Consider the following 24,418-nt stretch of genomic DNA (forward strand, 5'->3'; position numbering starts at 1 on the left):
AACAAAGCTCATGATGTTCCTTTAGTCCTTGACGGCGCCGGCGGTCACACCGGCGGCCACGTAACGCTGGGCCAGGATGAGCAGCAGCGTCGCGGGGATGGACGCCACCACGGCGGTCGCCATGATCGCGTTCCACTGCTGGTTGTTGTTGCCGATGTAGTGGTAGATGCCGAGGGTGATCGGCTGTGCGTCACCGCCGCCGTCGAGCGTCGTGGCGAAGACGAAGTCCGACCAGGCCCAGAGGAAGGCGAACAGCGACACGGTGACGATGGCGTTGCGGGAGATCGGCAGGATCACCGAGACGAATGTGCGCCACTTCGACGCGCCGTCGATCAACGCCGCGTTGATCAGCTCGTCCGGGATGCCGGACATGAACGCCGTGAAGATCAGGACGCCGAACGGGACGGCGATGGTGGAGTCGGCGAGGATCAGCCCGCCGACGGTGTTGAGCACGCCGAGGCGCAGGTAGATGGCGTAGAAACCCATCGCCATGATGATGCCGGGGATCATCTGCGCGATCAGCAGCACGAAGCTGAGCGTGCCGCCGCCCTTCGGGCGCAGTTTCGCCAGGGCGAACCCGGCCGGGGCGGAGATCAGCAAGGTCAGGATGACGGTGCCGAGCCCGATGAACAGGCTGGTGCCGAGGTACGGCATCTGCTGGTCGATGACCGCCCGGTAACCCTCGAGGGTCCCGTCGAAGGGGAACAGGTGCGGCGGGTCGGCGCGCATGTCCGTGTCCTTGGTCAGCGACACGTTGATCATCCAGTAGACCGGGAACAGCATGATCGCCGTGAAGATCAGCCCGAGCCCGGTCTTCGCGTGCTGCTTGATCATGAGTCGAGCCTCTTCTGGAATCGGATGTAGAGCAGGCCGAAGAAGAGCGCCATGATGATCAGCAGGTTGCCGACGGCGGCGCCGGGGCCGAACTCGGGCAGCAGGCTGCCGAAACTGAATCGGTAGGACCAGGTCGCGAACGTGGTCGAGGCATCCGCCGGCCCGCCCTTCGTCATGATCCAGATCAGGTCGAAGACCTTGAGGGTGTACACCAGCCCGAGCAGCAGAGTGATCGCGGAGACCGGCCGCAGCAGTGGGAAGGTGACCCGCCAGAACCGCTGCCAGCTGTTCGCCCCGTCGATCGCCGCGGCTTCGTAGACCTCGGCCGGGATGGCCTGCAGGCCGCTGTAGAGCACGACCAGGTTGAATGGGATGCCGATCCAGATGTTGGCGATGATCACGCTGGTCAGCGCCCAGTCCGGCGACGTCAGCCAGTTCACCGGATCGACGCCGACGAGCCCGAGCGCGTGGTTGACGATCCCGGAGTCACTGTTGAGCATCCACGACCAGGTGGAGGCACTGACGATCAACGGCAACAGCCACGGTACGAGGAACAGCGCTCGCAACGTGCCGGACAGCCGGAAGTTCTGGGCGAAGAACACCGCGAGGGCGAGCCCGATGGCGAACTGGAAGGCGATCGACACGAAAGTGAAGGCGAGGGTGTGCACCAGCGCCGGCCCGAAGGCGGCGTCGTCGAACACGGTGCGGTAGTTGTCGAGCCCGGAGAATGGGGCGTCGCCCTGAACGAACGAGCGCACCGTGTAATGACGCAGGCTCAGGTCGAGGTTGCGGTAGAGCGGATAGGCATAGAACGCGAGCAGGTAGATCACGATCGGGGCCAGGAACGCCCAGGCCGCCCAGCTCCCGCGCTTTCTCGGGCGGGGGGACCGCGCCCCCGCGCCCGCCGGAGCGGGAGCGGGAACGCGTGTCATGACGTCGTGTGCCATCGTCACTTGGTGGCTGCGGCGGCCGTGGTCTGCGCCGTCTTCAGCGCATCCGAGGAACTGGCCGAACCGCTGAGTGCGGCCTGGAACGCGGTCCACATCGGCTGGGAGATCTTCGGGTACTTGGTGCCGAGGTCGTCACTGGTACGGCCCTTGGCCGCCTTGACCGCCTCGACCCAGACCTTCAGCTCGGGGTTGTCGGCGACCTGCTTCTGCTGCACCGCGTCGGTGGCCGCGATGTAGGACAGCGTCGTGTCGGTGGTGTAGGCGTTGTCCGCGCTGGTCAGGCAGGCGACCAGCTTCTCGGTAGTGGCGTAGCGGGCCGTCTCGGTCTGCACCGGCGCGGTCACGAACTCGCCACCGGTCGGCGCGGGAGCGACGCCGCCGGCCTGCGACGGGATCGGGATGATGCCGTACTCGAAGCCGGCTTTCTTGGCGTTGGCCAGCTGCCAGGTGCCGTTCTCGCTGAACGCGAAGTCGCCGGTGGCGAACTCCTGCCAGCTCGTGGTCTGGGTGTTGTTGAGTACCGAGTTCGGCGCCAGTCCGTCCTTGAGCCAGCCGGTCCACAGGTCCAGCGCGGCCACGCCCTGCGCCGAGTCGAGCTGGGTCAGGTTCGCGCCGGAACCCCAGAACCAGGGCAGGAACTGGAACGAGCCCTCCTCGGTGCCGATCGCGGAGAAGGTGATGCCCTTCTTGCCGGCTGCCTTCACCTTCTTCAGCGCGTCGGTGAGCGAGGCCCAGTCCTTGATCGCGGTCGGGTCGACCTTCGCCGCGTCCAGAACCTTCTTGTTGTAGTACAGCGCGAGGGTGTTGGCGCCGATCGGGATGCCGTAGGTCTTGCCGCCGATCTGCCCGGCCGCGAGCAGGTTCGGCGAGACGGCCGACGTGTCGATCTTCATCTCGTCGCTGGTGGTGAGCACCCCGGCGTCGGCGAGCGTGGAGACGACCGGGTTGTCGACGATGAGCACGTCCGGCGAGTTGCCCTGCTGTGCGGCAAGCAGCGCCTTGTTGGTGAGGTCGGTGGTGTCGTAGCCGGTGCGCTTGACCGTCACCCCGGCGTCGGTGCCGCACTTGGTCAGCAGCTTCACCCAGTCCGAGCTGTCGTCGAACTGCGGGTACGGGTCCCAGATCTGATACTCGCCGCCGGCGGCGGAGCCGGTGCCCTCGGCGGCGGTGTCGGTGGACGTGGAGCAGCCGGCCAGCAGGCAGACGGCGACGGTGAGAGCCGCTGCGGCGCGCAGACGTCCCCTGGTTGCGGTCATATCGTGTTCCCCTTGCACATGGAGGAGGTGTCGCGGGAGGGGCTCGCGTGCCGGTTGGTCGCACGCAAGGAAATCGATTGCGTAGAAGCTAGGCAGCGCCTTGCTCGCATGTCAAGGGCAAGTTACGGTCACATGAAGCGAACCTAGGTAGTTCGCTGCGCAACTGGGGAGGAAACGCTGAGCATCATGGATCGCGCCGTCACGATCAGCCACGTGGCCGCGCTCGCGGGGGTCTCCACCGGGACGGCGTCCAAAGCGCTCAACGGCCGGGGCGCGATGAAGCCGGAGACGCGATTGCGCGTGCAGCAGGCCGCGGAGCAGCTCGGTTTCGTCGCCAACGCGGCAGCGCGCAGCCTGCAGACCGGCCGCACCTACACGGTCGGCATGATCACCACCGACAGCATCGGCCGGTTCAGCATCCCGCTGCTCATCGGCGCCGAGGACGCTCTGGGCGCCGGCCAGATGTCGATCTTCCTCTGCGACGCCCGCGACGACCCGATCCGCGAGCAGTACTACCTGCGTACGCTGCTCAGCCGCAAGGTCGACGGGATCATAGTGACCGGGCGCCGCACACAGGCCCGCACGCCGATCGGCGTCGGCCTGCCGGTGCCGGTGGTGTACGCGTTCATCAGCTCCACCGACCCGCAGGACTGCTCCGTGGTTCCCGACGAGGCCGACGGCTCACGCCGGGCCATCAAGCACCTGCTGGCAGTCGGCCGCAAGCGCATCGCCCATGTCACCGGACCGGAACATCACCATTCGGCGACCGTCCGGGCCCGGGCCGCCGACGAGGCGCTGGCGGCTGAGGGGCTGAGCGCCGGGTTCCCCACGCTGTACGGCGAGTGGAGCGAGGCGTGGGGCCGGCAGGCCGCCGGCATCCTGGTCAACGCCGGTGCCGGCGTCGATGCCGTGTTCTGCGGCAGCGATCAGATCGCGCGGGGCCTGGCCGAAGGCCTGACCAAGGCGGGCAAGGACGTTCCCCGTGACATCGCCCTCGTGGGCTTCGACAACTGGGATGTGATGGTCGAGGGCTGCCAGCCGGCCCTGACCAGCGTCGACATGGACCTGGAGGGCATCGGCCGGTCGGCCGCCGAGCAGTTGCTCGCCGCGATCAACGGCAACCCGGCGCACGGCCAGCACGCGCGTCCCTGCCGGTTGATACCCCGCGCCTCGACGGCGGTGTGACGCGGCCGTGGGAACCGTGCTCAGACAATCGATTTCCTAGGAGCCATTGACGGGTCTGGCTTGAGTTCGTAACCTACCGGAAATCCCTCGTTGACCGAACGCGCAATCGATTGCGCCGCGTTCGTTTGTTAACGCTCACATCTCCGCCTTGGAGCGATGTATGAGAGCTTGGAAGATTCTCCTGGTCACGGGCCTTCTCGCCACCTATCCCGCCACCCCCGCCCTGGCTGCCGGCGACCTCCCCGCGCCGGTGCTGGCCTACGAGTTCGAGGATGACACCACCACCGGCGGTGTCATCGAGGACAGCTCCGGCAACGGCCTGAACGGCACCCTCGTCAACGGCTCCACCGCCGGCCTGACCGACGGCGCGCTGACGCTGCCCGGCGGCTCGCCCACCGCCAACGGCGCCTACGTCACGATCCCGCGCGCCGCACTGGAGGGCCGCACCGAGCTGACTGTCGCCACCCGCGTGAAATGGGACGGCACCACCGCCCCCTGGCAGTGGATCTACGCGCTCGGCAAGGACACCAGCCGGTACCTGTTCAGCACCCCGTACAACGGTGACGGCAAGCTGCGCACCGCCGTGACCAAGGACTTCGCCGGGGCCGAGGCGCAGGCCACCGGCTATGCGGCACTGCCGGCCGGCACGTGGAAGACGCTGACGGTCACGCTCGGCTCGGGACGGATCACCACGTACCTGGACGGTGTCGCCGTCTCGTCGGCCGCGACCACCGCCACCGCCGCCGACCTGCTGGACACGAGCACCACCGTGGCCGGGTACATCGGCAGGTCCTTCTACGCCGACCCGCTCTTCGACGGCGCCATCGACTCGTTCAAGATCTACGGCGCGGCGCTCACCGCCGCTCAGGTGGCCGAGGACTTCGGCGGCAGCCCGCCGGCGGTCACCGGACTGGCCTCGACCGCCTTCGACGTGCGGACCACCATCGGCACCGCGCCGGCGCTGCCGGCTTCGCAACGGGCGACCTTCTCCGACTCCTACGACCGCGACGTCCCGATCACCTGGGCTGCCGTCGACCCCGCACGGTACGCCCAGCGCGGTACCTTCACCGTCTCCGGAACCGCGGCCGGCCGGGCCGTGACCGCCACCGTCACGGTGATCCGCGAGGGCGAGCTCACCGTCGACCTCGGCCGGACGACCGGCGCCTTCCACGGCGGAGCCTCCGGCACGCTCTACGGCCTCTACGGTGACGGCCTGCCGACCAGCAATCTGATCGAGGGCATGGGCCTGCGCACTGTCTCGACCAAGGCGCAGGACGGGCCACAGCACCCCGGCGCCGACGCCCTGGAGGTGGTGAAGCCGCTCGCCGACGCGACCGACGGCGATGTCTACATCTACATGACCGACATCCACCGCGGCTTTCCGTACCAGTGGCCGGGCAGCACGCCCCAGGAGAAGCTGAGCCTCTTCAAGGAGAAGATCGCCAAGCAGGTCGACCAGGTCCGCCGGCTCGACGAGCAGTACCGGGACAACATCGTCTTCGTGCCGTTCAACGAGCCGGAAGGCAACATGTTCGGCACCGGCGAGTGGAGTTACGACGGGGTCAGCTGGCTCACCGACCCGGACGACTACTTCCAGGCGTGGGACGACGTCTACGCGATCATCAAGAGCAGCATCCCGTCCGCGCGCATCGCCGGTCCGAACACCAGCATCCTGTTCGACCAGGTCAAGGGCTTCCTCACGCACGCCAAGGCGGCGGGGACGGTGCCGGACGTGATCACCTGGCACGAGTTGAGCCACCCCGAGGCGGTCCGTGACAGCGTCGCGAAGTACCGCACCTGGGAGAAGGAGATCCTCGGCAGGCAACTGCCGATCAACATCAACGAGTACGCGTTCAACTACCACACCTCGGTGCCCGGCCAGATGGTCCAGTGGATCTCGGCGATCGAGGAGTCCAAGGTCGACGCGGACATCGCCTACTGGAACATCGACGGCAACCTGTCCGACTCGGCGGTGCAGGCCAACCGGGGCAACGGGCAGTGGTGGCTCTACAACGCCTACTCCCAGATGACCGGCGACACGGTGAAGGTGAACCCGCCGTACCCGGGAAGGAATTATTCGCTGCAGGGGGTCGCCACCCTCGACCGGAACAAGAAGCAGGCCCGGACGATCTTCGGTGGGGCCACCGGCGCCGGGTACATCCGGTTCGCCAACGTCCCGAAGTACCTCGGCAAGACCGTGCACGCGTGGATCCGCGAGATCCCGTGGACCGGGCAGATCGGTGACTCGGCGCCGCCGCGACTGATCGCCGAGAAGAACCTCGCGGTGCGGGGCGGGGAGGTGGCCGTCGAGTTCGATCAGCTCAACGAGTCCTCCGCCTACGAGATCGTCCTCGGCCCCGCCGTGAAGACCTCCGCCGGCAAGAGCCCCACCCTCTGGCAGGGATCCTTCGAAGCCGAAGCGGCCACCTACACCGGCAGCGGCTACAGCAAGAACGGTCCGGAGGGCTCACCGTCGGACGTCTCGAAGTTCTACACCTCGGGCGGCTACAACGTCGGCGGCCTGCGCACCGGCAGCGACGGCGTCCTCGACTTCACCGTCGACGTCCCCGCCACCGGGACCTACGACCTGAGTGTGTTCGCGAACTCGCTCAACACCTTCGACCTGGTCAAGGAGCAGGGCCCGACCAACGTGTTCCTGCGTGTCGACGGCGCCGCCGAACAGGAGATCTTCCTGCCCCTGGGCTACAAGTGGGTGGTCTGGGACCACACCGACACCAAGGTCGCCCTGACCAAGGGCACGCACACCATCTCGCTCGCCGCCAAGAGCCTGGACGGCACGAAGGTCACCAAGGGCGACGCGATCCTCGACCGGATCACGCTGGCCCTGCCGAACCCGGCCGCCGCGACCGCCGTCTACGAGGCCGAGCTGGCCACGCTGGACGGCGCCAAGGCCGTCGCCGGTGGCGCCGAACTGGGACGCGGTGGATCCGCCACGTTCTGGGTCTACTCGGCGGCCGACGCCACGTCGATCGTCGAGACGGTCGGCCGCGACGTGAAGGTCACGGTCAACGGCATCCCGGTCGGTGGACGCAAGGCAGCGGTCTCGCTGTCCGGCGGCGTCAACAAGGTCGTCGTCTCCGGCGCCTCGAGGCACAGCGAGATCGATCGGATCACCGTGCGTCAGGCGCCGGACGCGCTGCCGTCGGTTTCCTACGAAGCCGAGGACGCCACCCTGGCCGGCACGGCCACGGTCACGGCGAAGTCCCTGGCCAGCGCCGGTGAAGTGGTCACCGGTGTGGGCGGTGAGCCCGGCAACGCCAACACGTTGACGTTCCGGGTGAAGGCCGACAAGGCCGGCGCCTACGCGCTGCGTATCCGGTACTCCAACCCCGAGCAGGCGGAAGCCACGCACTACAACCCGGACCCGCTCGCCCGGCACGCCGACATCTCGATCAACGGCGCCACGGCGAAGCGGACCCTGTTCCCGCACAGCTTCCACGACAACAACTTCTGGGAGCTCACCGTGCCGGTGACGTTGAAGCGGGGCCAGAACACGGTCACCTTCTCGTCCGCGGAACTGCCGAACTTCGACGGGACGACGTACGCCTCGGACACCTGGCCGGGCGTGCTGCTCCGCTCGAAGTACGCCCCGCTGATCGACAAGGTCACGGTCGCGCCTTACAGCACCGTTCGCTGACCGGTCGCGGGTCTCGGCTTGTCGGACTCTGCGCGACTGCGGTGAGCGGCCATCACCGGCCGCTCACCGCAGTCGCGGCCGATCGATCAGATGGCGGTCAGGGTGAGGGTGCCGGTGTAGGCGCCGGCGGCGGTGTCGGTCGGCACGCTGAGCCGCAGCTCCGCGTCGAGCCGTGCGGTGCCCCGCCCGGCACCGGCCGGAGCGGTCGCCAGCACCGCGCTGTCCCCGAGACCGGTTCCCGGCCGCCCGGGCACGGAGGGCACGGCCACCGGACCCGCCTGCACGCACTGCCGGTCGGCCTGCGCGACGACCGTGGGCGCCCAGCCGAGGTAGCTGCCCGGGAAGGCCGCACCGCCCTCGGTACGGAAACCGCCGGCCACCTGCCCGGACGCGGTCCAGCCGGGGCCGCCGGACCGGGTGTCGGTGACCGTCACGGGCTTCAGCGCTCCGCTGCTCTCCCAGCGGTCGCCCGCGCTGCTCAGAGCCGCCGCCGGAAGCGTGACGTCCCGATCGCCGGGAGCGACGCTGATCACCAGCGCGCCCTCGGTCTCGCTGATCGTCGCGGTCACCGTCTTGGCGGCGTCGCTGCCCTGCGGTGGCGCCGCCACCGTCAGCGTCACCGCCGGGCTGGTCGCCGCGACGGTCTCGCCGTCGTAGAGCTTGACCAGCAGTTCGGTGCCGTGCAGATCCCGGGTGGCGGTGAAGCTGTACGCCGCCGAGGTCTCCCCGGTGACCGGCTCGAACGCGGCGGTTCCGGGCCGCTTGGCGAACCACTGGTAGGCGGTCAGCGGGCCCTGCGGCGTCTGCACGGCCTGCACCGTGACGGTGTCGCCGGGCTGGTACTCGCCGTCGTTCAGACCGGAGACGGACAGTGCCGGGTCACCCGGCTGCGTCGATCCGTCCACGTGCACCACGATCGGCGCGGACTCGGCGTACGTGCGGCCGTCGTCGAACGTGAGCCGGGCGAACACGCTCGCGCCGTCGTCGGCCGCCGACAGCGTCAGCGACGAGCCGTGCTGGCCCGGCGCCGGCTGAGCGGTGTCGGCGCCGCGCCGCTGCACGTGCCACTCCCAGCGGGTCAGCACGGAGGCCGGGCTCACCGTGGCGGTCACCCGGTCGCTGCCGGCCGCCTGCTCGACGGTCACCTTCTGCTGCGGCGCCGCGCCGTGGTCGTCGACGTGGATGGTCGACGGCTCGCTGGTGGCCAGCAGCTCGCCGCCGGCCGTGCGCAGTTCCGCCTTGACCTGCGTGCCGTCGAGGGCCTGCTCGGCCCGTACCTCGTGGGTGGCGGTGGTGGCCTTCTCGATCGTGGCGAAGTCGCTCTGGTCGGGGCGTTTCCACAGCCAGCGGTACGTGTCGGTGTCGCTGGCGACCGGATCGGCGGAGGCCTTGAGCCGGATCGTGTTGCCCTGGTGGTAGTGCCCGGACAGCGAGTCCAGGAACAGCAGCTGGTCACCCGGCGCGGCGTCGGTGACCCGCAGTCGCTGCTGGGCGCCGCCGACGTGGTGGCCGGTGGCAGCGTCGGTGACGCTCAGATACAGGGTCCGGCCGTCGAGGTCCGCGGTGACCGGCAATTCCAGCGAGGACGACACCGCGCCGGGAATGGGCACAAGGTCGTTGCCCTCGGCGAGCGCCCACTCGTAGGAGACACCGCCACGGGCCGGGTACAGCTCGGATGCCGCCTGCAGCGTGTCGCCGGCGCGGTAGACCGTGCGGATCCCGGACAGCTGGAGCTCCCGGTTTCTGATCGTGCTGGTGAGCGCGGGGGAGCGGCCGATCACGGCGCCGTCCGCGGCGACGATCTCGTACGCCCACTCGACCTGGTTGAGCCACGAGGTGTCGATCAGGTACGCGTCGCCGATCCGCTTCGGCGCGGACCATTCGTTCGTCTCGTCCCACGTGGTCGCGCTGGGCAGGAAGCGGTTCACCCAGCGGCCGGTCTCGCCGGCGGTGAGGGCCCGGTGGGCGACGGTGACGCGTACCGGGTCGCCGTTGTAGTAGCTGTCGCCCATGCCGGTGACGGTGACCTTTTCGCCCGATCCGATGTTGGGACCGTCGACGTGCAGGCCGCGGTAGGCGGTCTCCTGGACGGCCTTGTTGGCGGCGTCCACGATCTGCACCTTGATGTCGGCGCCGTCGAGGGCGACGGTGGCGTCGCGGGTGTACCGGTCGCCGGTGCCGACGAGGTACTCGGTGCTCTGCCCGGCGGGCCGCAGGAGCCACCACGCCTGGTGGCCGCCGGGGACGGTGGCACCGATGAACCGCAGGTCGATCTGCTCACCGGCGCGGTACCGATCGGCGAGCCCGGCGATCGCGAAGACCTCGCCGCCGGGCTTCTCGGTCACGGTGACGCCGACCGGCTCGGACGCCGAACGACCGAACTCGTTGAGCACGTGCGGCACGAACCGGGCGGTCAAGGACCGGCTGCCCAGCGGCAGGGTGGTCACCGCGAGACCGGCGCCCCCGCCGGAGACGGCGGCGTGCCCGAGGACGGCCGAGCCGTCGAGGAACTCCACATATCCGCCCGCGCCGGCCGGGGTGACCGTCGCGTCCAGCGTCACCCGGTCGCCGGCGACGACGCTGGTGGCGCCGGCGGTCAGCGTGGTGACCGTCGCGGTGGCCGAGGGCAGCGGGCCGACGACGAACGTGTAGGTGGCGTCGGCGCTCTGCCGTTCACCGGACACGGTCATCGTGGCGCGCACGCCGATCCGGTACGTGCCGGCGGCGGTGAACGCCCAGTTCGCGTGCATGTGGGTGCGCCCGACCGTGAACGACTTCGGGCCGTCCGAGGAGGACCAGAGCCGTTTGACGCCGCCGAACCCGGCCGAGGTGAACAGCTCCAGCCGGCCGGGACCGTCCAGCGCGGTCAGGACGAAGGTGGTGTCACCGGCCGGCGTCGACTCGGTGGAGAAGCCCGGCCACAGCCGGCCCGCTCCCGGGTTCGATTCGGGCGCGATCCACACCCGGCTGCCGCTCGGAGCGAGGAACTCGTAGCCGGCCGGAACGGTCAGCTCGGCGTCTCCGGCGAGATGGAACCGGATGTCGTCGGCGGCGAACCGGGTGCCGTTGCCCTCGTCGACGTCGGCCTTCGAGCCCAGCGCGAGTCTGCCGTCGTCGAGGAAGGTGGACACCGCGTCGGTGTGGACCCCGGCGATGATCCGGTGTTCCCGCGGTGGCGGGGCGGGCCCGTCGGCCGCGGTCGCCGGCGAGGCCGGGGCCAGCACGGCGGCGACCCCGGCGGTGAGTATCGCCAGCACCACCGCGGTACGGCGCGGTGGGGATGTGACGGTCACGAATGGTCCTTTCAGGTGGCCAGGCGCGCGAGCATGCCGTGGCGAGGGGCGAACAGATGGGCCAGCAGGAACGCCGCCGTCAGGGTGAGCACGACGGTGCCGCCGACGGGCAGGTCCCAGGACCAGGACAGGTAGAGGCCGATCAGCGCGCATCCGGCGCCGACGGCCGGGGCGAGGGCCATCATCACGGGCAGGCGGTCGGTGAGCAGGCGGGCGGTCGCGGCGGGGGTGACCAGCAGCGCCAGGACGAGGATGTTGCCGATGGTCTGCACGGCCATCACGACGGCGAGGGTGACCAGCACGTAGAGGACCAGGTCGAGCCAGAAGGCCCGCAGCCCGAGCGCGCGCGCCATCTCCCGGTCCAGGGTGACGGCGACGAACTCCTTGTGCAGCAGGAACACCGCGAGCAGCACGACGATCGTCGTGCCGCCGACGACGTACAGGTCCCGGTCGGGGATGCCGGTGATCGAGCCGAACAGGAACTGCTGCAACGAGCCGGCGTACCCGGGCGCCCGGGAGATGATCACGATGCCGAGCGCGAACGCGGCCACGAAGAAGATCCCGATGACCGAGTCCTCCTTGAGGCGCCGGTTCTGCGCGAACACCGTCACCAGCAGGGCGGTGACGACGCCGGCCACCGTGCCGCCGACCACCAGGCTGCCGGAGAAGAGGAAGGCGATCGCCAGGCCGGGGAAGACGGCGTGCGCGACGGCGTCACCGATGAACGCCATGCCGCGCAGCACGACGTAACAGCCGACGACGCCGCACATGACCGCTGACAGCACCGCGATGGTCAGCGCTTTGGGCAGGAACGCGAGGTCCGGGTTGGCCAGGTCGGCGAGGAACTGCAGCGGCGACATCTCAGGCCACCACCAGGTCGAGCGCCTTGAGCAGGTGGCTGCCCGGTCCGACGTCGAAGGTCCGCATCCACAGGTCCGGGTCCTTCAGGTCCGCGGGCGGACCGGCGGCGATCACCGTGCGGTTCAACAGAAAAAGACGATCACAGGTGTACGCCGCCGCGGTCAGATCATGGGTGGCCATGAGGACGGCCCGTTCCCTGGCGATCTCGGTGAACAGTTCGGTCAGCGTCTCCTGAGCCGGCATGTCGAGACCGGTGAACGGCTCGTCGAGCAGCAGCACCGACGGCTCCACGACGAGCGCGCGGGCCACCAGCACCCGCTGCCGCTGCCCGCCGGAGAGCTCACCGACCGGCCGCCCGCGCAGGTCGGCGAGGCGCACCTGATCGAGGGCGGCCCACACGGCCCGCCAGTGGGCGACCGTAGGACGGCGGAACATCCCGATCCGGCGGACCAGGCCGCTGAGCACGGCGTCCTGCACGCTGGCGGGGAAGTCCCAGGTGAACTCGTGGCGCTGCGGGACGTACCCGGTGCTGCCCGCGGTGACCGTCCCGGCACGCAGTTTGATCAGTCCGAGGGCGGCGCGCATCAGGGTGGTCTTGCCGGCGCCGTTCGGGCCGAGCAGGGCGGCGAACTCCCCGGCGTCCAGGCGCAGGTCCACGTCGCGCAGCACCGGGCGGCCACCCAGGTCGGCCGCCACCCCGGTCATCTCCAGAGCGGTCACGGGGCGCTCTCCCGTTCGGCGCGGCGGCGCACCGACGACTGGCGCCAGACCAGCGCCGCGACGATCAGCAGGGCGGCGACAAGCGCGATCGCCACGAACAGCAGGGCGTCACCCGTACCCCCGGAAGGCTCTTGATCGGCGGCCGCGGCAGCGGCAGAGGCGCGAGCGGACGGCAGGGCGGCCGTGAAGGCGGTGTCGAAATCGGGCTCGGTGGTGTCACCGACCGCGAGGCGCAGAACGGTGCCCGCGGACGCGGTGGAGCCGTCGGCGAGGTCGGCGGTGACCTCGACGGCCAGCAGGTAGACGCCGGGTTTGCCGAACACCCAGTTGGCGTGGGTGTGCGTGTTGGTCTCCACCCACAACGGCTGCGGGTACGCCTTCGCCGAACTCCACAGCACCTGCGGCGCACCCAGGTTGCCCGACTGAAGGAAAACGGTCACGGCGCCCGGACCTTGGACCCCGCGCAGGTTCAGCGTGACGCCCCTGTCGATCGCGCCGAGCACGCCCGGATCCTGGGTGTTCCAGCCGATCCACACCACGCCGGTCTTCTCGGTCTGCGGCACCACGTGCACCGGCGTGCCGGGCTGCTCGCCGAGGAACGCGTACGCCTCGTCCTCGGGCACCTGCTGCACCGCGGTGTCGCGGACCCGCAGCACGGTCTCCGCCGGATCGCGCCACACCGGCGGCACCGCGTGATCGTCGTGGACCTGGATCGTCCACTTGCCGTCGCGCAGCCGGGGGCCGATGTCGACGTGGCCGGTCTCCAGCACCGCCCGGCCGGTCGCCTGCGCCTGGCCGGCGTCGAGCGTCTGATCGAGGCCGGCGGTGGGGGTGGGCGTCACCGCGAGGGTGAGCGCCAGAAGTGCGTTTATCAAGGATCTTCCCTAGTCAGGTACCACTCAGGACAGGCAGGTTCGGAGGGAGTCGGCGTTGAACCGCATCAGCGCCGTGTAATCGGTGGCCCGGTCGTCGAAGGCGTCGCCGTAGATGTCGCAGACCCGCACGTCCTCCTGCTCGGCGACCTCGACGAGCGTCGACGAGCGGGCACGCAGATTCGGTTCCAGGAACACCGCTCGGACGTGCAGGTGGCGCAGTGTCTCGGTGAGGCGGCGGCGGTCGGCGAGGCTCGGTTCGACGGCCGGGTTCGGGGTGACGAAGCCGGCCACCGGGATGCCGTAGGCCTTCGCCAGGTAGGCGAACGCGTCGTGGGTGGTCACCAGGTGGCGGTTCGGCGGCGGGATGCGGTCGATCTGCTCCTGGACGTACGCGTCGAGCGCGCTCAGTTCGGCCAGGTAACGGTCGGTGTTGGCGTGGTAGTCCGCGGTGCCGGCCGGGTCGGCGGCGATCAGGGTGTCGCGGATCAGTTCGGTGTACGCCTGGGCGTTGCCGACGTCCTGCCACAGGTGCGGGTCGATCTCGCCGTGCACGTGCCGGCCCAGCACTGCCTGCGGCAGCTGGTAGATCTTCGTTCCCGGCCGTCCGAGGAAGCGGAACCCCGGTCCGGCGGGAACCTCCTTCAAGGCCTTGGCCGGGACCTCGATCACGGTACGGGCGGGATCGTGCCGCTTCTCGCCGGCGTCCTGGTCTTCCCGGAGGTAGATCTCGCCGCTGTCGATGTCGGTGGTGACGTCGGTGTGGCCGCCGCGCAGGACCGTCACGCCGGGCGTCAGGTGCGGGTCCACGCCGACGGCGAAGGTGAGCGTCTGGTCGCCGAGCGGAATCGGTTTGCTGTCGGCGGTGACCACGAGTTCCGCGCGCATCGTGACCCGGTAGACGCCCGGTTCGGTGAACGCCCAGCTCATGTGGGTGTGCGCGTCCGGCGGGAGGATCATCGTGTCGTCCCGGAAGCCGTTCGCCGGATCGAAGCCGTCGCCGGAGTCGAGGAACGTGTCCGGGTTGCCGAACGACTCGGTCAGGTACGCCGTCATCCGGCCCGGTCCGGTGACGCCGGTGGCGGAGACCCGGACGTCCGAGGATCGGGTCACCCGGTGCGCGGCGCCGTCACCCTTGGCGCGCATGCCCAGCCAGATGGTGTCCAGGGAGACGTCCTCCACCAGCGGGATGATCTCGGCGGCGTACTTGGTGGCGCCCTCGGCGAGCGAGATCTGCTCGACCCCGTCGGGCAGATTGGCGTCCAGGGTCTTGATGACGTTCTGCGCCTCGAGCATCAGGTAGTTGCTGAAGGCCAGGTCGGCGTAGACGATGTTGCGCACGTCGCGCAGGGTCGGCTCGTAGGCGTGCGCGTCGGCGTTGTCCGGGACGATCGCGTCGACCAGCACCCGGTCGCCGCCGACGTTGCGGACCAGGTCGGCCAGGATGCCGGTGGTGGTGACGACCTGGATGCGGCCGTCGGTGTCGGTGAGCGCGGGCGGTGGCGCGCATCCGGCGATCAGCGGCAGGATCGAGAGGCCGGCCAAGGCGTTTCGGAGGAGCTTCATCCGTTCTCTTTCCGGCGGCGGCTGAGCGCCACGGTGGCGGCGCCGGCGGCGATCAGCAGGGCGCCGCCGCCGGCGATCGAGACGATGTTCATGCCGGTCATGGCCAGGTCACCGCCGCCGCCGCCGTTGCCGCTGCCGTCGCCGCCGCCTTCACCGCTGCCGTTGCCGGTTCCGGAGCCCGCGCCGGCGCTCGCGCTGGGACCCGGCTCGGCGCCGTTGCCGCCTCCGGTGTCTCCGCCGCCGGTGTTCGCCGCGTCGCCGACCGCGAGGGTCAGCGTCTTCGTGTCCGACACGCTCGTGCCCGCGGTCGTGGTCGCGGTCATCTCCACGGTGAGCTTGTAGACCCCGGCCTCGGTGAACGCCCAGTTGCCGTGGGCGTGGGTGTTCGGGGCGATGCCGAGCTGCTGCGGCAGCTTCTTCGCCGAGTCGAACAGCACCTCGGGCGTGCCGAACGAGCCGGTCAGGAACAGCTTGAACTCGCCCGGCCCGTCGACCTGCTTGAGCCGCCAGACCACGTTGCCCCGGGTGCCCTTCACCACCGACTCGTGCTGGGTGTTCCAGCCCGGCCAGACGATGCCGGACTGCTGCGACTGGGGCAGCAGGTGGACCTTCTCGCCGGCCTTGCCGAGGAAGGCGTACCCGGCGCCGGCCGGGACGTCGATCCGCGCCTTGTCGGTCACCTTGAGCGTGACGTCGGACAGTTCGCGCCAGGTCGCCGGCGTGGTCGTGTCGTCCTTGATCCGGATCGTCAGCTTGTTGCCGCTGAGCTGCGGTCCCATGTCGACGTGCCCGTCCGAGATGACTTTGCGGCCGGCCGCGGCTGCCGCTTTCGGGGCGGACGCGGGCGCTTGTTCCGCGGCGGCCTTGGCGGTCTGCTTCTGCTCCCCGGTAGCCTGTTTCTGCTGCGTGGCGGCCTGTTTCTGCCGCGTGGCGGTCTGCTTCTGTCCTGCCGCGGCGGGCACGGACACCGTGTAGAGCGCCTCGTCCTTCAGCGTCCGCGACCCGCTGCGTTTGCTCGCCCGCACCGTGACCCGGTACTCCCCGGTGGCGTCGAACAGCCACACCACACCGCCCAGCCGTTGCCCGGCCGGCAGCGTCGCACGGGTACGGTCGTCGCTGTCCAGCAGCAGCGTGGGCCGCCCCCACGGCGACAGCGTGTACGCCGCGAACGACCCCGGCCCGTCCACGTCGGCCAGTTCCAGGGCCACCGTCCCCTCGTCGATCCCGGTGGTGTCGAGGGTGGAGAACGGGGAGCCCTCCTGCAGCGACCACACCGGCGCGCCGGGCCGCCCGAGGAAACCGAACGCGGGATCGTCCGGGATCACGCCGGTCGGTGTCCCGGACGTGGTGAGCCGCACCGATTGCGGATCCGTGGCGGCCTGTCCGGGACCGCGGAAACTCATCCGGAGCTGGCCGGACTCCACGGACAGGGCGATCAGGTCAGCGCCGTCGGCCGGCGGCGCCGCGAGCGCGGGCCCGCCGGCCGTCAGCACCACGGCGAGCGAGGCCGTCGCCAGGGCGGCGATCCGGGTCATGGGGTTCCCTCCTTGGTCGGGGTTGCGCTCGCCTGCTCACGCCCGCGCTGCTCGGCAGCGGCCAGCGCGGCGCGCATGCGGCGTCCGCGTCGGCGGCGGGTCGCCAGCCAGGCCAGGACGAGGACGGCGGCGAGCGCGAGGAGCGCCAGCTGCGGCCACGGGACGAGCCAGAGGGCGTGCTCGGAGATCGCCCGCACCGGCGCGGGATCGATGGGCCGGCCGTCGGCGGGCGCCGGCAGCACGTCGATCGTCAGGTTCTCCCGGAACAGCGCGGGAATCGCGTCCAGCGTGATGGCCGAGGTCAGCGAGCCGCCGGGCAGGATCTCCGGGAACCCGGTGCCGGCGCCGGTGCGGCCGCCCCACCCGAACGGGCCTTCGATCCGTGCGGCAGGTGCGCCGCTCAGGCGTACGTTGCCGGTGTTGGCGATGGTGAAGGTGGCCGTGACCCGCGGCAGCCGCAGCGGGTTCCACGTGGTCGCGGCCTTGATCTCGACGTCGCGCAGGGTGAGCGCCGGTTGCAGCGGCCCGGTGACGCGCAGGTAGGCGCGGGTGCCGACCCGATGGTCCACGGAGACCCGGTTGCCGGCGGCGTCGGTGGTGTCGGCCAGCAGGGAGGCGACGACGCCGGCGGCGTGATCGCCGGGGGTGGCGTTGTCCGGGACGCTCACCGTGATCGGCACGACGACGCGCGAGGTGGCCGGGACGGTGAGGCGGTCCCGGCGCGGCTTGATCCACCGACCCGCGTCCTCGGGTGCGGCGCTGCCGGCGCGCAGGTCGTAGCCGCCGTTCGCGGTGGTGAACGCGTCCTGGGCGTAGAGGCGCAGGGTGAGCGGTTGCTTCGAGTGGTTGGTGACCGCGACATGGTCGGTGACGGTGGCGCCGGGGTCCAGTTTGTAGTCGAGCGCCGGCCGCCCGTTCGGTCCCTTCGGGCCCGACGGTGTGACCGACCAGGTCAGCGCGTCTGCGGGCGCGGCCTGGGCGGGCGCCGGCGTGAGTGCGGCGGCGACGGCGAGGAGGATGGCGGCGATGCGGGTACGCATGAGGATCTCTCGTGGGAAGCCGGAGTCGCGGGGCGGCGGCCCGCCCCGCGACCCGCTCTAGATGGCGGTCAGGGTGAGGGTGCCGGTGTAGGTGCCGGCGGCCGTGTCGGTCGGGACGCTGAGCTTCAGCGCCGCGTCCAGCTGGGCGGTGCCCAGACCTCTGCCGTTCGGGGCCGTGGCCAGGACGGTGCTGCCGCCCAGGCCGGTCTGGGCCTGGACGGTGCCGTACGGCGACGACACCGGACCCGCGACCACGCCCTGCTGGGTGCCCTGCGAGGTGATGCTGGGCGTCCAGCCGAGGTAGCCGCCCGCGAACGTCTTGCCGTCCTCGGTGCGGAAACCGTCGGCGACCTGGCCGGACGCGGTCCAGCCCGGCTTGGCGGCGCGGGTGTCGGTCACCGTGACCGGCTGCAGGGCGCCGCTGCTCTCCCACCGGTCGCCGGCCGGTGACAGCGCGGCCGCCGGCAGGGTGACGTTGCGGTGCTCGGGATCGACGCTGATCACGAGTGCGCCGTCGGCGGCGTTGATGGTGGCGGTCACCGTCTTGGCCGTGCGGCTGCCCTCCGGCGGGAAGGCGACCCAGAGCCAGGACTCCGGGCTGGTCGCCACGACCTTCGCGCCGTCGTAGAGCTTGACGACGTACTGGCTGCCGTTGAGGGCCCGCGTCGCGGTGAAGCTGTACGACGCGCCGGTCTCGCCCTCGATCGGCGTGAAGTCCTCCTCGGCCGGCTTCTTGCTGAACCACTGGTACTTCGTCAGCGCGCCCTGCGGGGACTGCACCGCCTGCAGCGTGACGGCGTCGCCCGGCTGGTACTCGCCGTCCGCCATGCCGGTGATGCTCAGGCTCAGGTCGCCGCCACCGGGCTGCAGGTCACCGACCACGAACCGGTAGTCGACCGGTCCGGTGCTCAGCGTCGTGCCGTTGCTCAGTGTGGCGTCGGCCTGGAACTTCAGCGTGTAGGCGCCCTCCTTCGAGAACACCCATCCGGCGTGGGCGTGGGTGTGCACCGGGACGTCGAGCCGATCGGGCAGCCCGTCGTTGCTGCGGAACTTGATGCTCGGCGTGCCGAGGGAGTTGGTGTCGAAGAGGGTCACGTCGCCGGGACCGTCCACACCGACCAGGCTGAGCGACACCCTGTCGCCGGCGAAGACGCCGGACTTCAGGGTGGTGGTGTTCCACCCGGGCCAGAGCAGGCCGGCGTCCTGGACCTGCGGCAGCATCCAGACCTTGGAGCCGGGCGCGCCGAGGAACGTGAACGCGGGCAGGTCCGGCACCGTGGTCTCGGCGGCGGGCAGGACCTGGAACGTGACGTCGGCCGGGTCGCGGACGACGGCGGGGCTGACAGTGTCGTCCTTGACCTTCAGCTTCAGCGCGCCGTCCTCGTAGTGGACGTCGACGGCGTCGGTGTGCCCCTTGGCGAGCACCACGGCCTCGGCGGCCAGCGCGGGAGAGGGGGCGAACAGGGCGGTGACGGCGGCCAGGGTGAGACCGGTGATCGCGGTCGTGACCCGTAAGCCGGATCTCTGCACAGCATCCTCCTTTCTGGACAGAAGCGTTAACGAAAACGACTCTCATTTTCGGCAGGACGCTAGCATGCGAGGAAGGCGGGCGCGATCCCGGACATGGCGACGGCCGGCGCCCCGCGGGGCTCCGGCCGTCGTGTCGTTTCGCTGTATGTGCAGGTGGGGCGGCCATCCGCGCCCACCGGCTTGATAATGACAATGGTTTTCATTATAGGATCGCGGCATGTCGTTCGTCTGTGACGTGACCGGCGCGAAGCCCAGCTTCGGCAACGCCGTGTCGCACTCCCATCGCCGCACCCGCCGCCGCTGGAACCCCAACATCCAGCGCCGCCGCTTCCGACTCGCCGACGGCCGGACCGTCCGCCTGAGCGTCAGCACCACCGGACTGAAGATCATCGACCGGGACGGCATCGACTCCGTCGTCGCTCGCCTGCGCGCCCGGGGGGTGAAGCTCTGATGGCCCGGAGCACCGACGTCCGCCCCGTGATCAAGCTGCGCAGCACCGCGGGGACCGGATACACCTACGTGACCCGCAAGAACCGCCGCAACGACCCCGACCGCCTCGTGCTGCGCAAGTACGACCCGATGGTCCGCAAACACGTCGACTTCCGGGAGGACCGCTGATGGCCCGCCGCAGCCTCACCGAGCGCGAGAAGCGCCGCGCCGAGCTGGCGGACCGGTACGCCGACCGGCGCGCCACGCTGAAGACCGCGATCTCCGCCCCGTCGACCGACCCGGAGGAACGGGCGGCCGCCGTGCGCGCGCTCGCCGCACTGCCCCGCGACTCCAGCCGCTCCCGGCAGCGCAGCCGCGACCAGATCGACGGCCGGCCGCGCGGCGTGCTCAGCCGGTTCGGCCTCTCCCGCGTCCGGTTCCGCGAGCTGGCCCTGCGCGGCGAGCTGCCGGGCGTGCGCAAGGCCTCCTGGTGACCGCCGTCGCTCTCACGTTATGGGCGCGGACTCCGCGGTGACCGGCTGGCGGAGGATGGTGCGCTGTTTCTCGGGCGCCGTCCGCCGCCGGTCACTGAGGTAGATCTCGTGGTGCTTGCCCGTCATCCGCAAGCCCTGCCCCGGGATGACGTCGTCGTGCAGCTGCGCGAGCACGTCCGCCTCCTCGTCGAAGGCCCCGATGTGCAGGGTCTGCACGCACCTGCCCTCCGACAGGGTCTCCAGGCGGAGGTCGGCGAGACGCGCCGGCCGGTCCTTCGCGCCGGCCCGCTCGACGGCGGCGGCGACCATCTCCGCGCCGATCCAGTCCGGGGTCATGAGCAGCAGCGTCCAGTCCCAGCGTGACTTGTCGCGGGCCGTGGTGAAGGAGTCCATGTCGTCGGCCCACCACAGACCCTCCAGGGGCGGGACGACGTAGTCGCGGCCGAGCTCGGTCTTGCTGGCGAACTTCAGCGTGTACGCCACCGGGTAGAGCGCCTGCAGTGCCTCGGCGAAGGCGGGGGAGGTGTTCGGGTCCCCGTGGCCGTCGATCGCCAGGTACTGCATGTCGGGCACCTCCACGACCCGGAACCGGCCCGGCCGCGCCTGATAGGCGTCGAGGCTCTTCTTGAAATCAGTCTTGATCATCGGTCACCCTCGTCATCGGACACCTGGACTCGACTCGCGAGCCACTGCCTTTCCGCCTGCATGAGGCTCAATGAGTACGAGAACACCTCACGGGCGACCCGATCCTGTTGCGCCTCCGCGGCGGCCCGGACCCCGGCGATCCGCGCGTCGATCGCGGTCAGCCTGGTGCGCAGCGCCTCGGCGTAGTCCCGCTCGGTGAGCAGGCGCAGATTGGCGACGCCCACGAGCAGCGGGACCGGGACCGGCTGCGGCTCGGCGACCAGCGCCAGCGCCACCCGCGCGGCCACCTCACGGCCCTCGGCGGTGGCGTGCAGGACGCGGCGCGCCTTCCCGCTCGCCGGACCGCCGGGCGCGTGCAGCAAGCCACGCTTCTCCAGCTTGCCGAGCAGGTAGTAGATCGAGGAGAAACCGATGTCCGTCCATTGCCGGATGCCGCGTTGCTCGATCACCTGCTCCAGGTCGTAGCCGTGCTGCGGGCGTTCGATGATCAGGCCGAGCACGGTGAGCTCGGCGGGCGTCAGCTCCACGCCGCTATTCTAGCACTAGAATAGCGGCGTGGATCAAGCGTTCGACGCTGGGCTCAGGCGACGGTGCAGGTCAGGGCCGGCGTGGTGGCCGCGCTGCCGGCGGCGAGCAGGCCGAACGTGGTGCCGGCACCGGGTGCGACGGACCCGTTGTAGGACGCGTTCGTGACCGTGACGGCGCCGCCGGTGGTGGTCAGCGAGCCGTTCCAGACCTGGCTGACCGACTGCCCGGCGGGCGGCGTCCAGCTCACCCGCCAGCCGGTGACGGCGGCGGTCCCGGTGTTCGCGACGGTGACCTCGGCCTGAAAGCCGCCCTGCCAGCTGTTGACCACCCGATAAGCCGCGGAGCACCCGCCGGGCGACGACGGGCCGGGGGATGAGGGGCCGGGCGACGACGGGCCGGGCGACGACGGGCCGGGCGACGACGGGCCGGGCGACGACGGGCCGGGGGAGGACGGCGTCGGCGACGACGGGGTGGTGCTCGGCAGCTGGGAGAAGAACTTCCAGATCTCGCCGCCGGTCCACGTCCGGGCGCCGCTCGTGCCGGTCGATCCGTCCACCGGTTCCGGCGTGTGGTCACCGTCGAAGGCGGCCCACACGACCGGGTATCCCGGGCGGCAGCCGCTGTAGGCGGTCACGATGTGGGTCAGGCTGCCCCGGGCCGGCTCCGGCGGGTTCTGCGCGGCGCAGCCGTTGGCGCGGACGAACGTGTCCCGGATCGATCGCCCGAGGGAGATGCCCAGGACGCTGTCGTGGGTGCCGTGGATGCCCAGGTAGGCGACCGGCTGGGTGCCGCCGGCGCAGCCGCTGAGGTTGGCGCCGGAGAGCACGGCTACGGCGCGGAACACCGTCGGGCGGGCGCACGCGACGGCGTAGCTCATGGCGCCGCCGTAACTCCACCCGAGGGCGAACAGCTGGGAGGTGTCCACGCACAGGTCGCCCTCGATCAGGGCGGTCAGGTCGTCGACAAGGGTCAGGTCCCGGCCGCCGGTGTTCGCCCAGCCGTTGTCGATGCCCTGCGGCGCGACGAGGATCGCGCTGTTGTCCGACAGCCGCTGCTGCCCGTAGTAGGCCCAGGTGGCGCCGGCCGCGCCGCCGCTCGCGACATCGGCGGCCGTCCCGTTGAGCCAGTGGAAAGCGAAGATCAATTTGTACGGGCGGTTGCGGTCGTAGCCGTCCGGAACGCGCAGGATGTAGGAGCGGTTCTGACCGCCGCTGCGAATCGTGCGGGTGCCGCTGGCCAGGGTCGGCGCCTTCCCGCACCCGGCAGTGGCCGCCGCGGCAGCATCCGGGGCCGCCATCACGCCGGGAGCGCCAAAAACGCCGGGAGCGCCGGGAGCGCCGGGAGCGCCGGGAGCGCCGAGAGCGCCAGGAGCGCCGAGAGCGCCAGGAGCGCCAGGAGCGCCAGGAGCGCCCAGGACGCCGGAGAGCATCGCGGCGGCCAGCGCCAGAGCGGAGAGGATCGCGGTCAGCGGTGCGAGACGTCGTCGTGACATCGGAGATCTCCCTTCCCCGGCGCCGGCCGCGGGGCCGGCGCCGGGACGTGCGTCAGGCGGCCGCGCAGGCCGGGGTGGCGGTGGGACCGGCACCGGTGCCCTGGAAGCCGAACTCGGTGACCGCGCCCGCGGCGAGCCGCCCGTTGTAGGACACGTTGCGGAAGGTCACCGCACCGGTGGCGCCGCTGCCGGTGGCGCTCCAGACGTTTGTCACCGCGCTGCCGGAGGGCAGCGTCACCGCGGTGGTCCAGCCGGTGAGGCCGGCCGATCCGGCGGTCACCTTGACGGTTGCGACGAAGCCGCCGTTCCACGAGTTCAGCGAGACCGTCGCGGTGCAGTCCCCACCGGGCACCGGCGGCGTGCTGGTGCTGGGCGACGGGGATGACGGCGAGGGTGAGGTGGTGCCACCGGCGTTGAGGGCGTTGAGGACCGAGGTGTACGCCGCCTTCTTGTTGCCCGAGTTGTCGAACAGCAGCGGGTTCTCCCCGGTACGCCACGAGTCGCTGTCCCGGATGCCCCAGACGGTGATGCCGGTGCAGCGCGACACCGCCATGCAGGCGCGGGTCACGCCGGCGTAGATCGCGGCCTGGTTGCCGCCCTGGGCGACGTCGAGCTCGGTGATCTGCACGTCGACGCCGAGGTCGGCGAAGCGCTGCAGGTTCGCCTGGTAGTCGCCGGGCAGGCCGGCGCCGAGGTGGGACTGGAACCCGACGCAGTCGATCGGCACGCCGCGGGACTTGAAGTCGCGGACCATGGTGTAGATGCCTGTCGACTTCGCGTTGATCCCGTCGGTGTTGTAGTCGTTGTAGCAGAGCTTGGCGTTCGGGTCGGCGGCGCGCGCGGCGCGGAACGCCGCTTCGATCCAGTCGTTGCCGGTGCGCTGCAGGTTGGAGTCGCGCCGGCCGCCGCTGCCGCCGTCGGCGAACGCCTCGTTGACCACGTCCCAGGCGTAGATCTTGCCCTTGTAGTGCGACGCGACCTGGGTGACGTGGTTGATCGCGGCGCTGCGCAGCGCGCTGCCGGACAGCGCCTGTGCCCAGCCGGGTTGCTGGGCGTGCCAGAGCAGCGCGTGGCCGCGGACCTTGGAGCCGTTGGACAGGCCCTGGTTGAGGATGCGGTCGCCGTTGGTGAAGGTGAACCGCCCCTGGGACGGTTCGGTGGCGTCCCACTTCATCTCGTTCTCCGGGGTGACCGAGTTGAACTCGCGGGTCAGGATCCCGGTGTAGGTGCTGTCGCCGAGCCGGCCGGCGGCGATCGCCGCGCCGAAGTAGCGACCCGACTGGGCGGCCGAGGCGCCGAGCGTGCTGGCGGCCTCGGCGGTGCCGACCACGGTGACACCGGCCGCGACGGCGAGGCCCGCGGCGGCCGTGGCCAGCAGCAGGGAACGGCTTCTGGGGAACAGGGGCATGGGGGAGACCTTTCACGTGGGAGCGTTCCCACCAAGGGTTGAGCGCATTTCACGGAAAGGCAAGACGCGACCATCGGCCCGGCGCCGGCATAACGATTACTACGTGCCGAATCGACGCGAAA

At 70.7% G+C, this 24,418-nt stretch carries 20 protein-coding genes; 5 read left to right on the forward strand and 15 right to left on the reverse strand.

The features are described 5' to 3' along the window. Positions 1-21: 21 nt before the first annotated feature. From AMIS_RS13840 to AMIS_RS13850, 3 genes are read right to left on the reverse strand one after another with little or no spacing between them, the layout of a single operon-like run. Positions 22-834 carry a carbohydrate ABC transporter permease gene (locus tag AMIS_RS13840; RefSeq protein WP_014442925.1) on the reverse strand — a complete coding sequence of 271 codons (813 nt, stop codon included), beginning with the start codon at positions 832-834 and terminating at the stop codon, positions 22-24. Next, on the reverse strand, positions 831-1,781 hold the full coding sequence (locus AMIS_RS13845; RefSeq protein ID WP_014442926.1) for a carbohydrate ABC transporter permease: 951 nt from the start codon (positions 1,779-1,781) through the stop codon (positions 831-833). Before AMIS_RS13845 ends, AMIS_RS13840 begins: the two co-directional genes overlap by 4 nt. A gap of 2 nt (positions 1,782-1,783) precedes the next feature. Further along, complete coding sequence (locus AMIS_RS13850; RefSeq protein ID WP_014442927.1) at positions 1,784-3,040, reverse strand: sugar ABC transporter substrate-binding protein; 1,257 nt, start codon at positions 3,038-3,040, stop codon at positions 1,784-1,786. Between the two features lie 186 nt (positions 3,041-3,226). Between AMIS_RS13850 and AMIS_RS13855 the strand changes: the two genes are divergently transcribed. Both AMIS_RS13855 and AMIS_RS13860 read left to right on the forward strand, forming a co-directional pair. Continuing rightward, positions 3,227-4,225: a LacI family DNA-binding transcriptional regulator gene (locus tag AMIS_RS13855; RefSeq protein ID WP_014442928.1), complete on the forward strand. Its 999-nt coding sequence runs from the start codon at positions 3,227-3,229 to the stop codon at positions 4,223-4,225. 160 nt (positions 4,226-4,385) lie between these two features. Further along, positions 4,386-7,883: a LamG-like jellyroll fold domain-containing protein gene (locus AMIS_RS13860; RefSeq protein ID WP_014442929.1), complete on the forward strand. Its 3,498-nt coding sequence runs from the start codon at positions 4,386-4,388 to the stop codon at positions 7,881-7,883. Positions 7,884-7,969: 86 nt separating this feature from the next. Here AMIS_RS13860 and AMIS_RS43350 read toward each other — a convergent pair whose 3' ends face one another. Genes AMIS_RS43350 through AMIS_RS13900 form a run of 8 tightly spaced genes read right to left on the reverse strand, consistent with a single transcriptional unit; the run spans position 7,970 to position 19,300 of the window. Next, complete coding sequence (locus AMIS_RS43350; protein ID WP_014442930.1) at positions 7,970-11,176, reverse strand: choice-of-anchor M domain-containing protein; 3,207 nt, start codon at positions 11,174-11,176, stop codon at positions 7,970-7,972. 11 nt (positions 11,177-11,187) lie between these two features. Continuing rightward, positions 11,188-12,036, reverse strand: coding sequence for an anchored repeat-type ABC transporter permease subunit (locus AMIS_RS13870; RefSeq protein WP_014442931.1), 849 nt, complete (start codon positions 12,034-12,036; stop codon positions 11,188-11,190). A gap of 1 nt (position 12,037) precedes the next feature. Beyond that, entirely contained in the window at positions 12,038-12,757 is a 720-nt protein-coding gene (locus tag AMIS_RS13875) for an anchored repeat-type ABC transporter ATP-binding subunit (protein WP_014442932.1), read from the reverse strand. After that, positions 12,754-13,632, reverse strand: coding sequence for a choice-of-anchor M domain-containing protein (locus AMIS_RS13880; RefSeq protein WP_051041978.1), 879 nt, complete (start codon positions 13,630-13,632; stop codon positions 12,754-12,756). Before AMIS_RS13880 ends, AMIS_RS13875 begins: the two co-directional genes overlap by 4 nt. 24 nt (positions 13,633-13,656) lie before the next feature. Then, positions 13,657-15,195, reverse strand: coding sequence for an anchored repeat ABC transporter, substrate-binding protein (locus AMIS_RS13885; RefSeq protein ID WP_014442934.1), 1,539 nt, complete (start codon positions 15,193-15,195; stop codon positions 13,657-13,659). Next, on the reverse strand, positions 15,192-16,730 hold the full coding sequence (locus AMIS_RS13890) for a TIGR03773 family transporter-associated surface protein (RefSeq protein ID WP_014442935.1): 1,539 nt from the start codon (positions 16,728-16,730) through the stop codon (positions 15,192-15,194). The genes AMIS_RS13885 and AMIS_RS13890 overlap by 4 nt, the downstream gene beginning before the upstream one ends. Beyond that, a complete protein-coding gene (locus AMIS_RS13895; RefSeq protein WP_014442936.1) occupies positions 16,727-17,770 on the reverse strand; it encodes a WxL protein peptidoglycan domain-containing protein in 1,044 nt (347 codons plus the stop codon). Before AMIS_RS13895 ends, AMIS_RS13890 begins: the two co-directional genes overlap by 4 nt. 57 nt (positions 17,771-17,827) lie before the next feature. Beyond that, positions 17,828-19,300 (reverse strand): choice-of-anchor M domain-containing protein, encoded by a 1,473-nt coding sequence (locus AMIS_RS13900; protein WP_014442937.1) that lies wholly within the window; start codon positions 19,298-19,300, stop codon positions 17,828-17,830. 217 nt (positions 19,301-19,517) lie between these two features. Here AMIS_RS13900 and rpmB point away from each other — a divergent pair, with 217 nt between their 5' ends. From rpmB to rpsN, 3 genes are read left to right on the forward strand one after another with little or no spacing between them, the layout of a single operon-like run. Then, positions 19,518-19,751, forward strand: a complete 234-nt coding sequence (gene rpmB / locus AMIS_RS13905; protein ID WP_014442938.1) for a 50S ribosomal protein L28 — start codon at positions 19,518-19,520, stop codon at positions 19,749-19,751. Next, the gene (gene rpmG / locus AMIS_RS13910; protein WP_014442939.1) at positions 19,751-19,918 is read left to right on the forward strand and encodes a 50S ribosomal protein L33; all 168 of its coding nucleotides are present in this window, start codon (positions 19,751-19,753) and stop codon (positions 19,916-19,918) included. Before rpmB ends, rpmG begins: the two co-directional genes overlap by 1 nt. Further along, on the forward strand, positions 19,918-20,223 hold the full coding sequence (gene rpsN, locus AMIS_RS13915; RefSeq protein ID WP_014442940.1) for a 30S ribosomal protein S14: 306 nt from the start codon (positions 19,918-19,920) through the stop codon (positions 20,221-20,223). The genes rpmG and rpsN overlap by 1 nt, the downstream gene beginning before the upstream one ends. A 12-nt stretch (positions 20,224-20,235) precedes the next feature. On the opposite strand, the gene AMIS_RS13920 is transcribed toward rpsN, so the two are convergent. The 4 genes from AMIS_RS13920 to AMIS_RS13935 all read right to left on the reverse strand — a co-directional run bounded on the left by AMIS_RS13920 (position 20,236) and on the right by AMIS_RS13935 (position 24,296). Next, positions 20,236-20,868 (reverse strand): GyrI-like domain-containing protein, encoded by a 633-nt coding sequence (locus AMIS_RS13920; protein WP_014442941.1) that lies wholly within the window; start codon positions 20,866-20,868, stop codon positions 20,236-20,238. Next, positions 20,865-21,395, reverse strand: a complete 531-nt coding sequence (locus tag AMIS_RS13925; RefSeq protein WP_014442942.1) for a PadR family transcriptional regulator — start codon at positions 21,393-21,395, stop codon at positions 20,865-20,867. The genes AMIS_RS13920 and AMIS_RS13925 overlap by 4 nt, the downstream gene beginning before the upstream one ends. A gap of 53 nt (positions 21,396-21,448) precedes the next feature. Further along, entirely contained in the window at positions 21,449-22,693 is a 1,245-nt protein-coding gene (locus AMIS_RS13930; protein ID WP_014442943.1) for a cellulose binding domain-containing protein, read from the reverse strand. Between the two features lie 247 nt (positions 22,694-22,940). Continuing rightward, entirely contained in the window at positions 22,941-24,296 is a 1,356-nt protein-coding gene (locus AMIS_RS13935) for an endo-1,4-beta-xylanase (protein WP_014442944.1), read from the reverse strand. Between the last annotated feature and the right edge of the window lie 122 nt (positions 24,297-24,418).

It is taken from the genome of Actinoplanes missouriensis 431 (assembly GCF_000284295.1).
Taxonomy (GTDB): domain Bacteria; phylum Actinomycetota; class Actinomycetes; order Mycobacteriales; family Micromonosporaceae; genus Actinoplanes; species Actinoplanes missouriensis.

Coding starts and splice junctions, on each gene's coding strand:
- AMIS_RS13840 (WP_014442925.1), bottom strand. CDS start 834: ATGATCAAGCAGCACGCGAAGACCGGGCTCGGGCTGATCTTCACGGCG.
- AMIS_RS13845 (WP_014442926.1), bottom strand. CDS start 1,781: ATGGCACACGACGTCATGACACGCGTTCCCGCTCCCGCTCCGGCGGGC.
- AMIS_RS13850 (WP_014442927.1), bottom strand. CDS start 3,040: ATGACCGCAACCAGGGGACGTCTGCGCGCCGCAGCGGCTCTCACCGTC.
- AMIS_RS13855 (WP_014442928.1), top strand. CDS start 3,227: ATGGATCGCGCCGTCACGATCAGCCACGTGGCCGCGCTCGCGGGGGTC.
- AMIS_RS13860 (WP_014442929.1), top strand. CDS start 4,386: ATGAGAGCTTGGAAGATTCTCCTGGTCACGGGCCTTCTCGCCACCTAT.
- AMIS_RS13870 (WP_014442931.1), bottom strand. CDS start 12,036: ATGTCGCCGCTGCAGTTCCTCGCCGACCTGGCCAACCCGGACCTCGCG.
- AMIS_RS13885 (WP_014442934.1), bottom strand. CDS start 15,195: ATGAAGCTCCTCCGAAACGCCTTGGCCGGCCTCTCGATCCTGCCGCTG.
- AMIS_RS13890 (WP_014442935.1), bottom strand. CDS start 16,730: ATGACCCGGATCGCCGCCCTGGCGACGGCCTCGCTCGCCGTGGTGCTG.
- AMIS_RS13895 (WP_014442936.1), bottom strand. CDS start 17,770: ATGCGTACCCGCATCGCCGCCATCCTCCTCGCCGTCGCCGCCGCACTC.
- rpmB (WP_014442938.1), top strand. CDS start 19,518: ATGTCGTTCGTCTGTGACGTGACCGGCGCGAAGCCCAGCTTCGGCAAC.
- rpmG (WP_014442939.1), top strand. CDS start 19,751: ATGGCCCGGAGCACCGACGTCCGCCCCGTGATCAAGCTGCGCAGCACC.
- rpsN (WP_014442940.1), top strand. CDS start 19,918: ATGGCCCGCCGCAGCCTCACCGAGCGCGAGAAGCGCCGCGCCGAGCTG.
- AMIS_RS13920 (WP_014442941.1), bottom strand. CDS start 20,868: ATGATCAAGACTGATTTCAAGAAGAGCCTCGACGCCTATCAGGCGCGG.
- AMIS_RS13930 (WP_014442943.1), bottom strand. CDS start 22,693: ATGGCGGCCCCGGATGCTGCCGCGGCGGCCACTGCCGGGTGCGGGAAG.
- AMIS_RS13935 (WP_014442944.1), bottom strand. CDS start 24,296: ATGCCCCTGTTCCCCAGAAGCCGTTCCCTGCTGCTGGCCACGGCCGCC.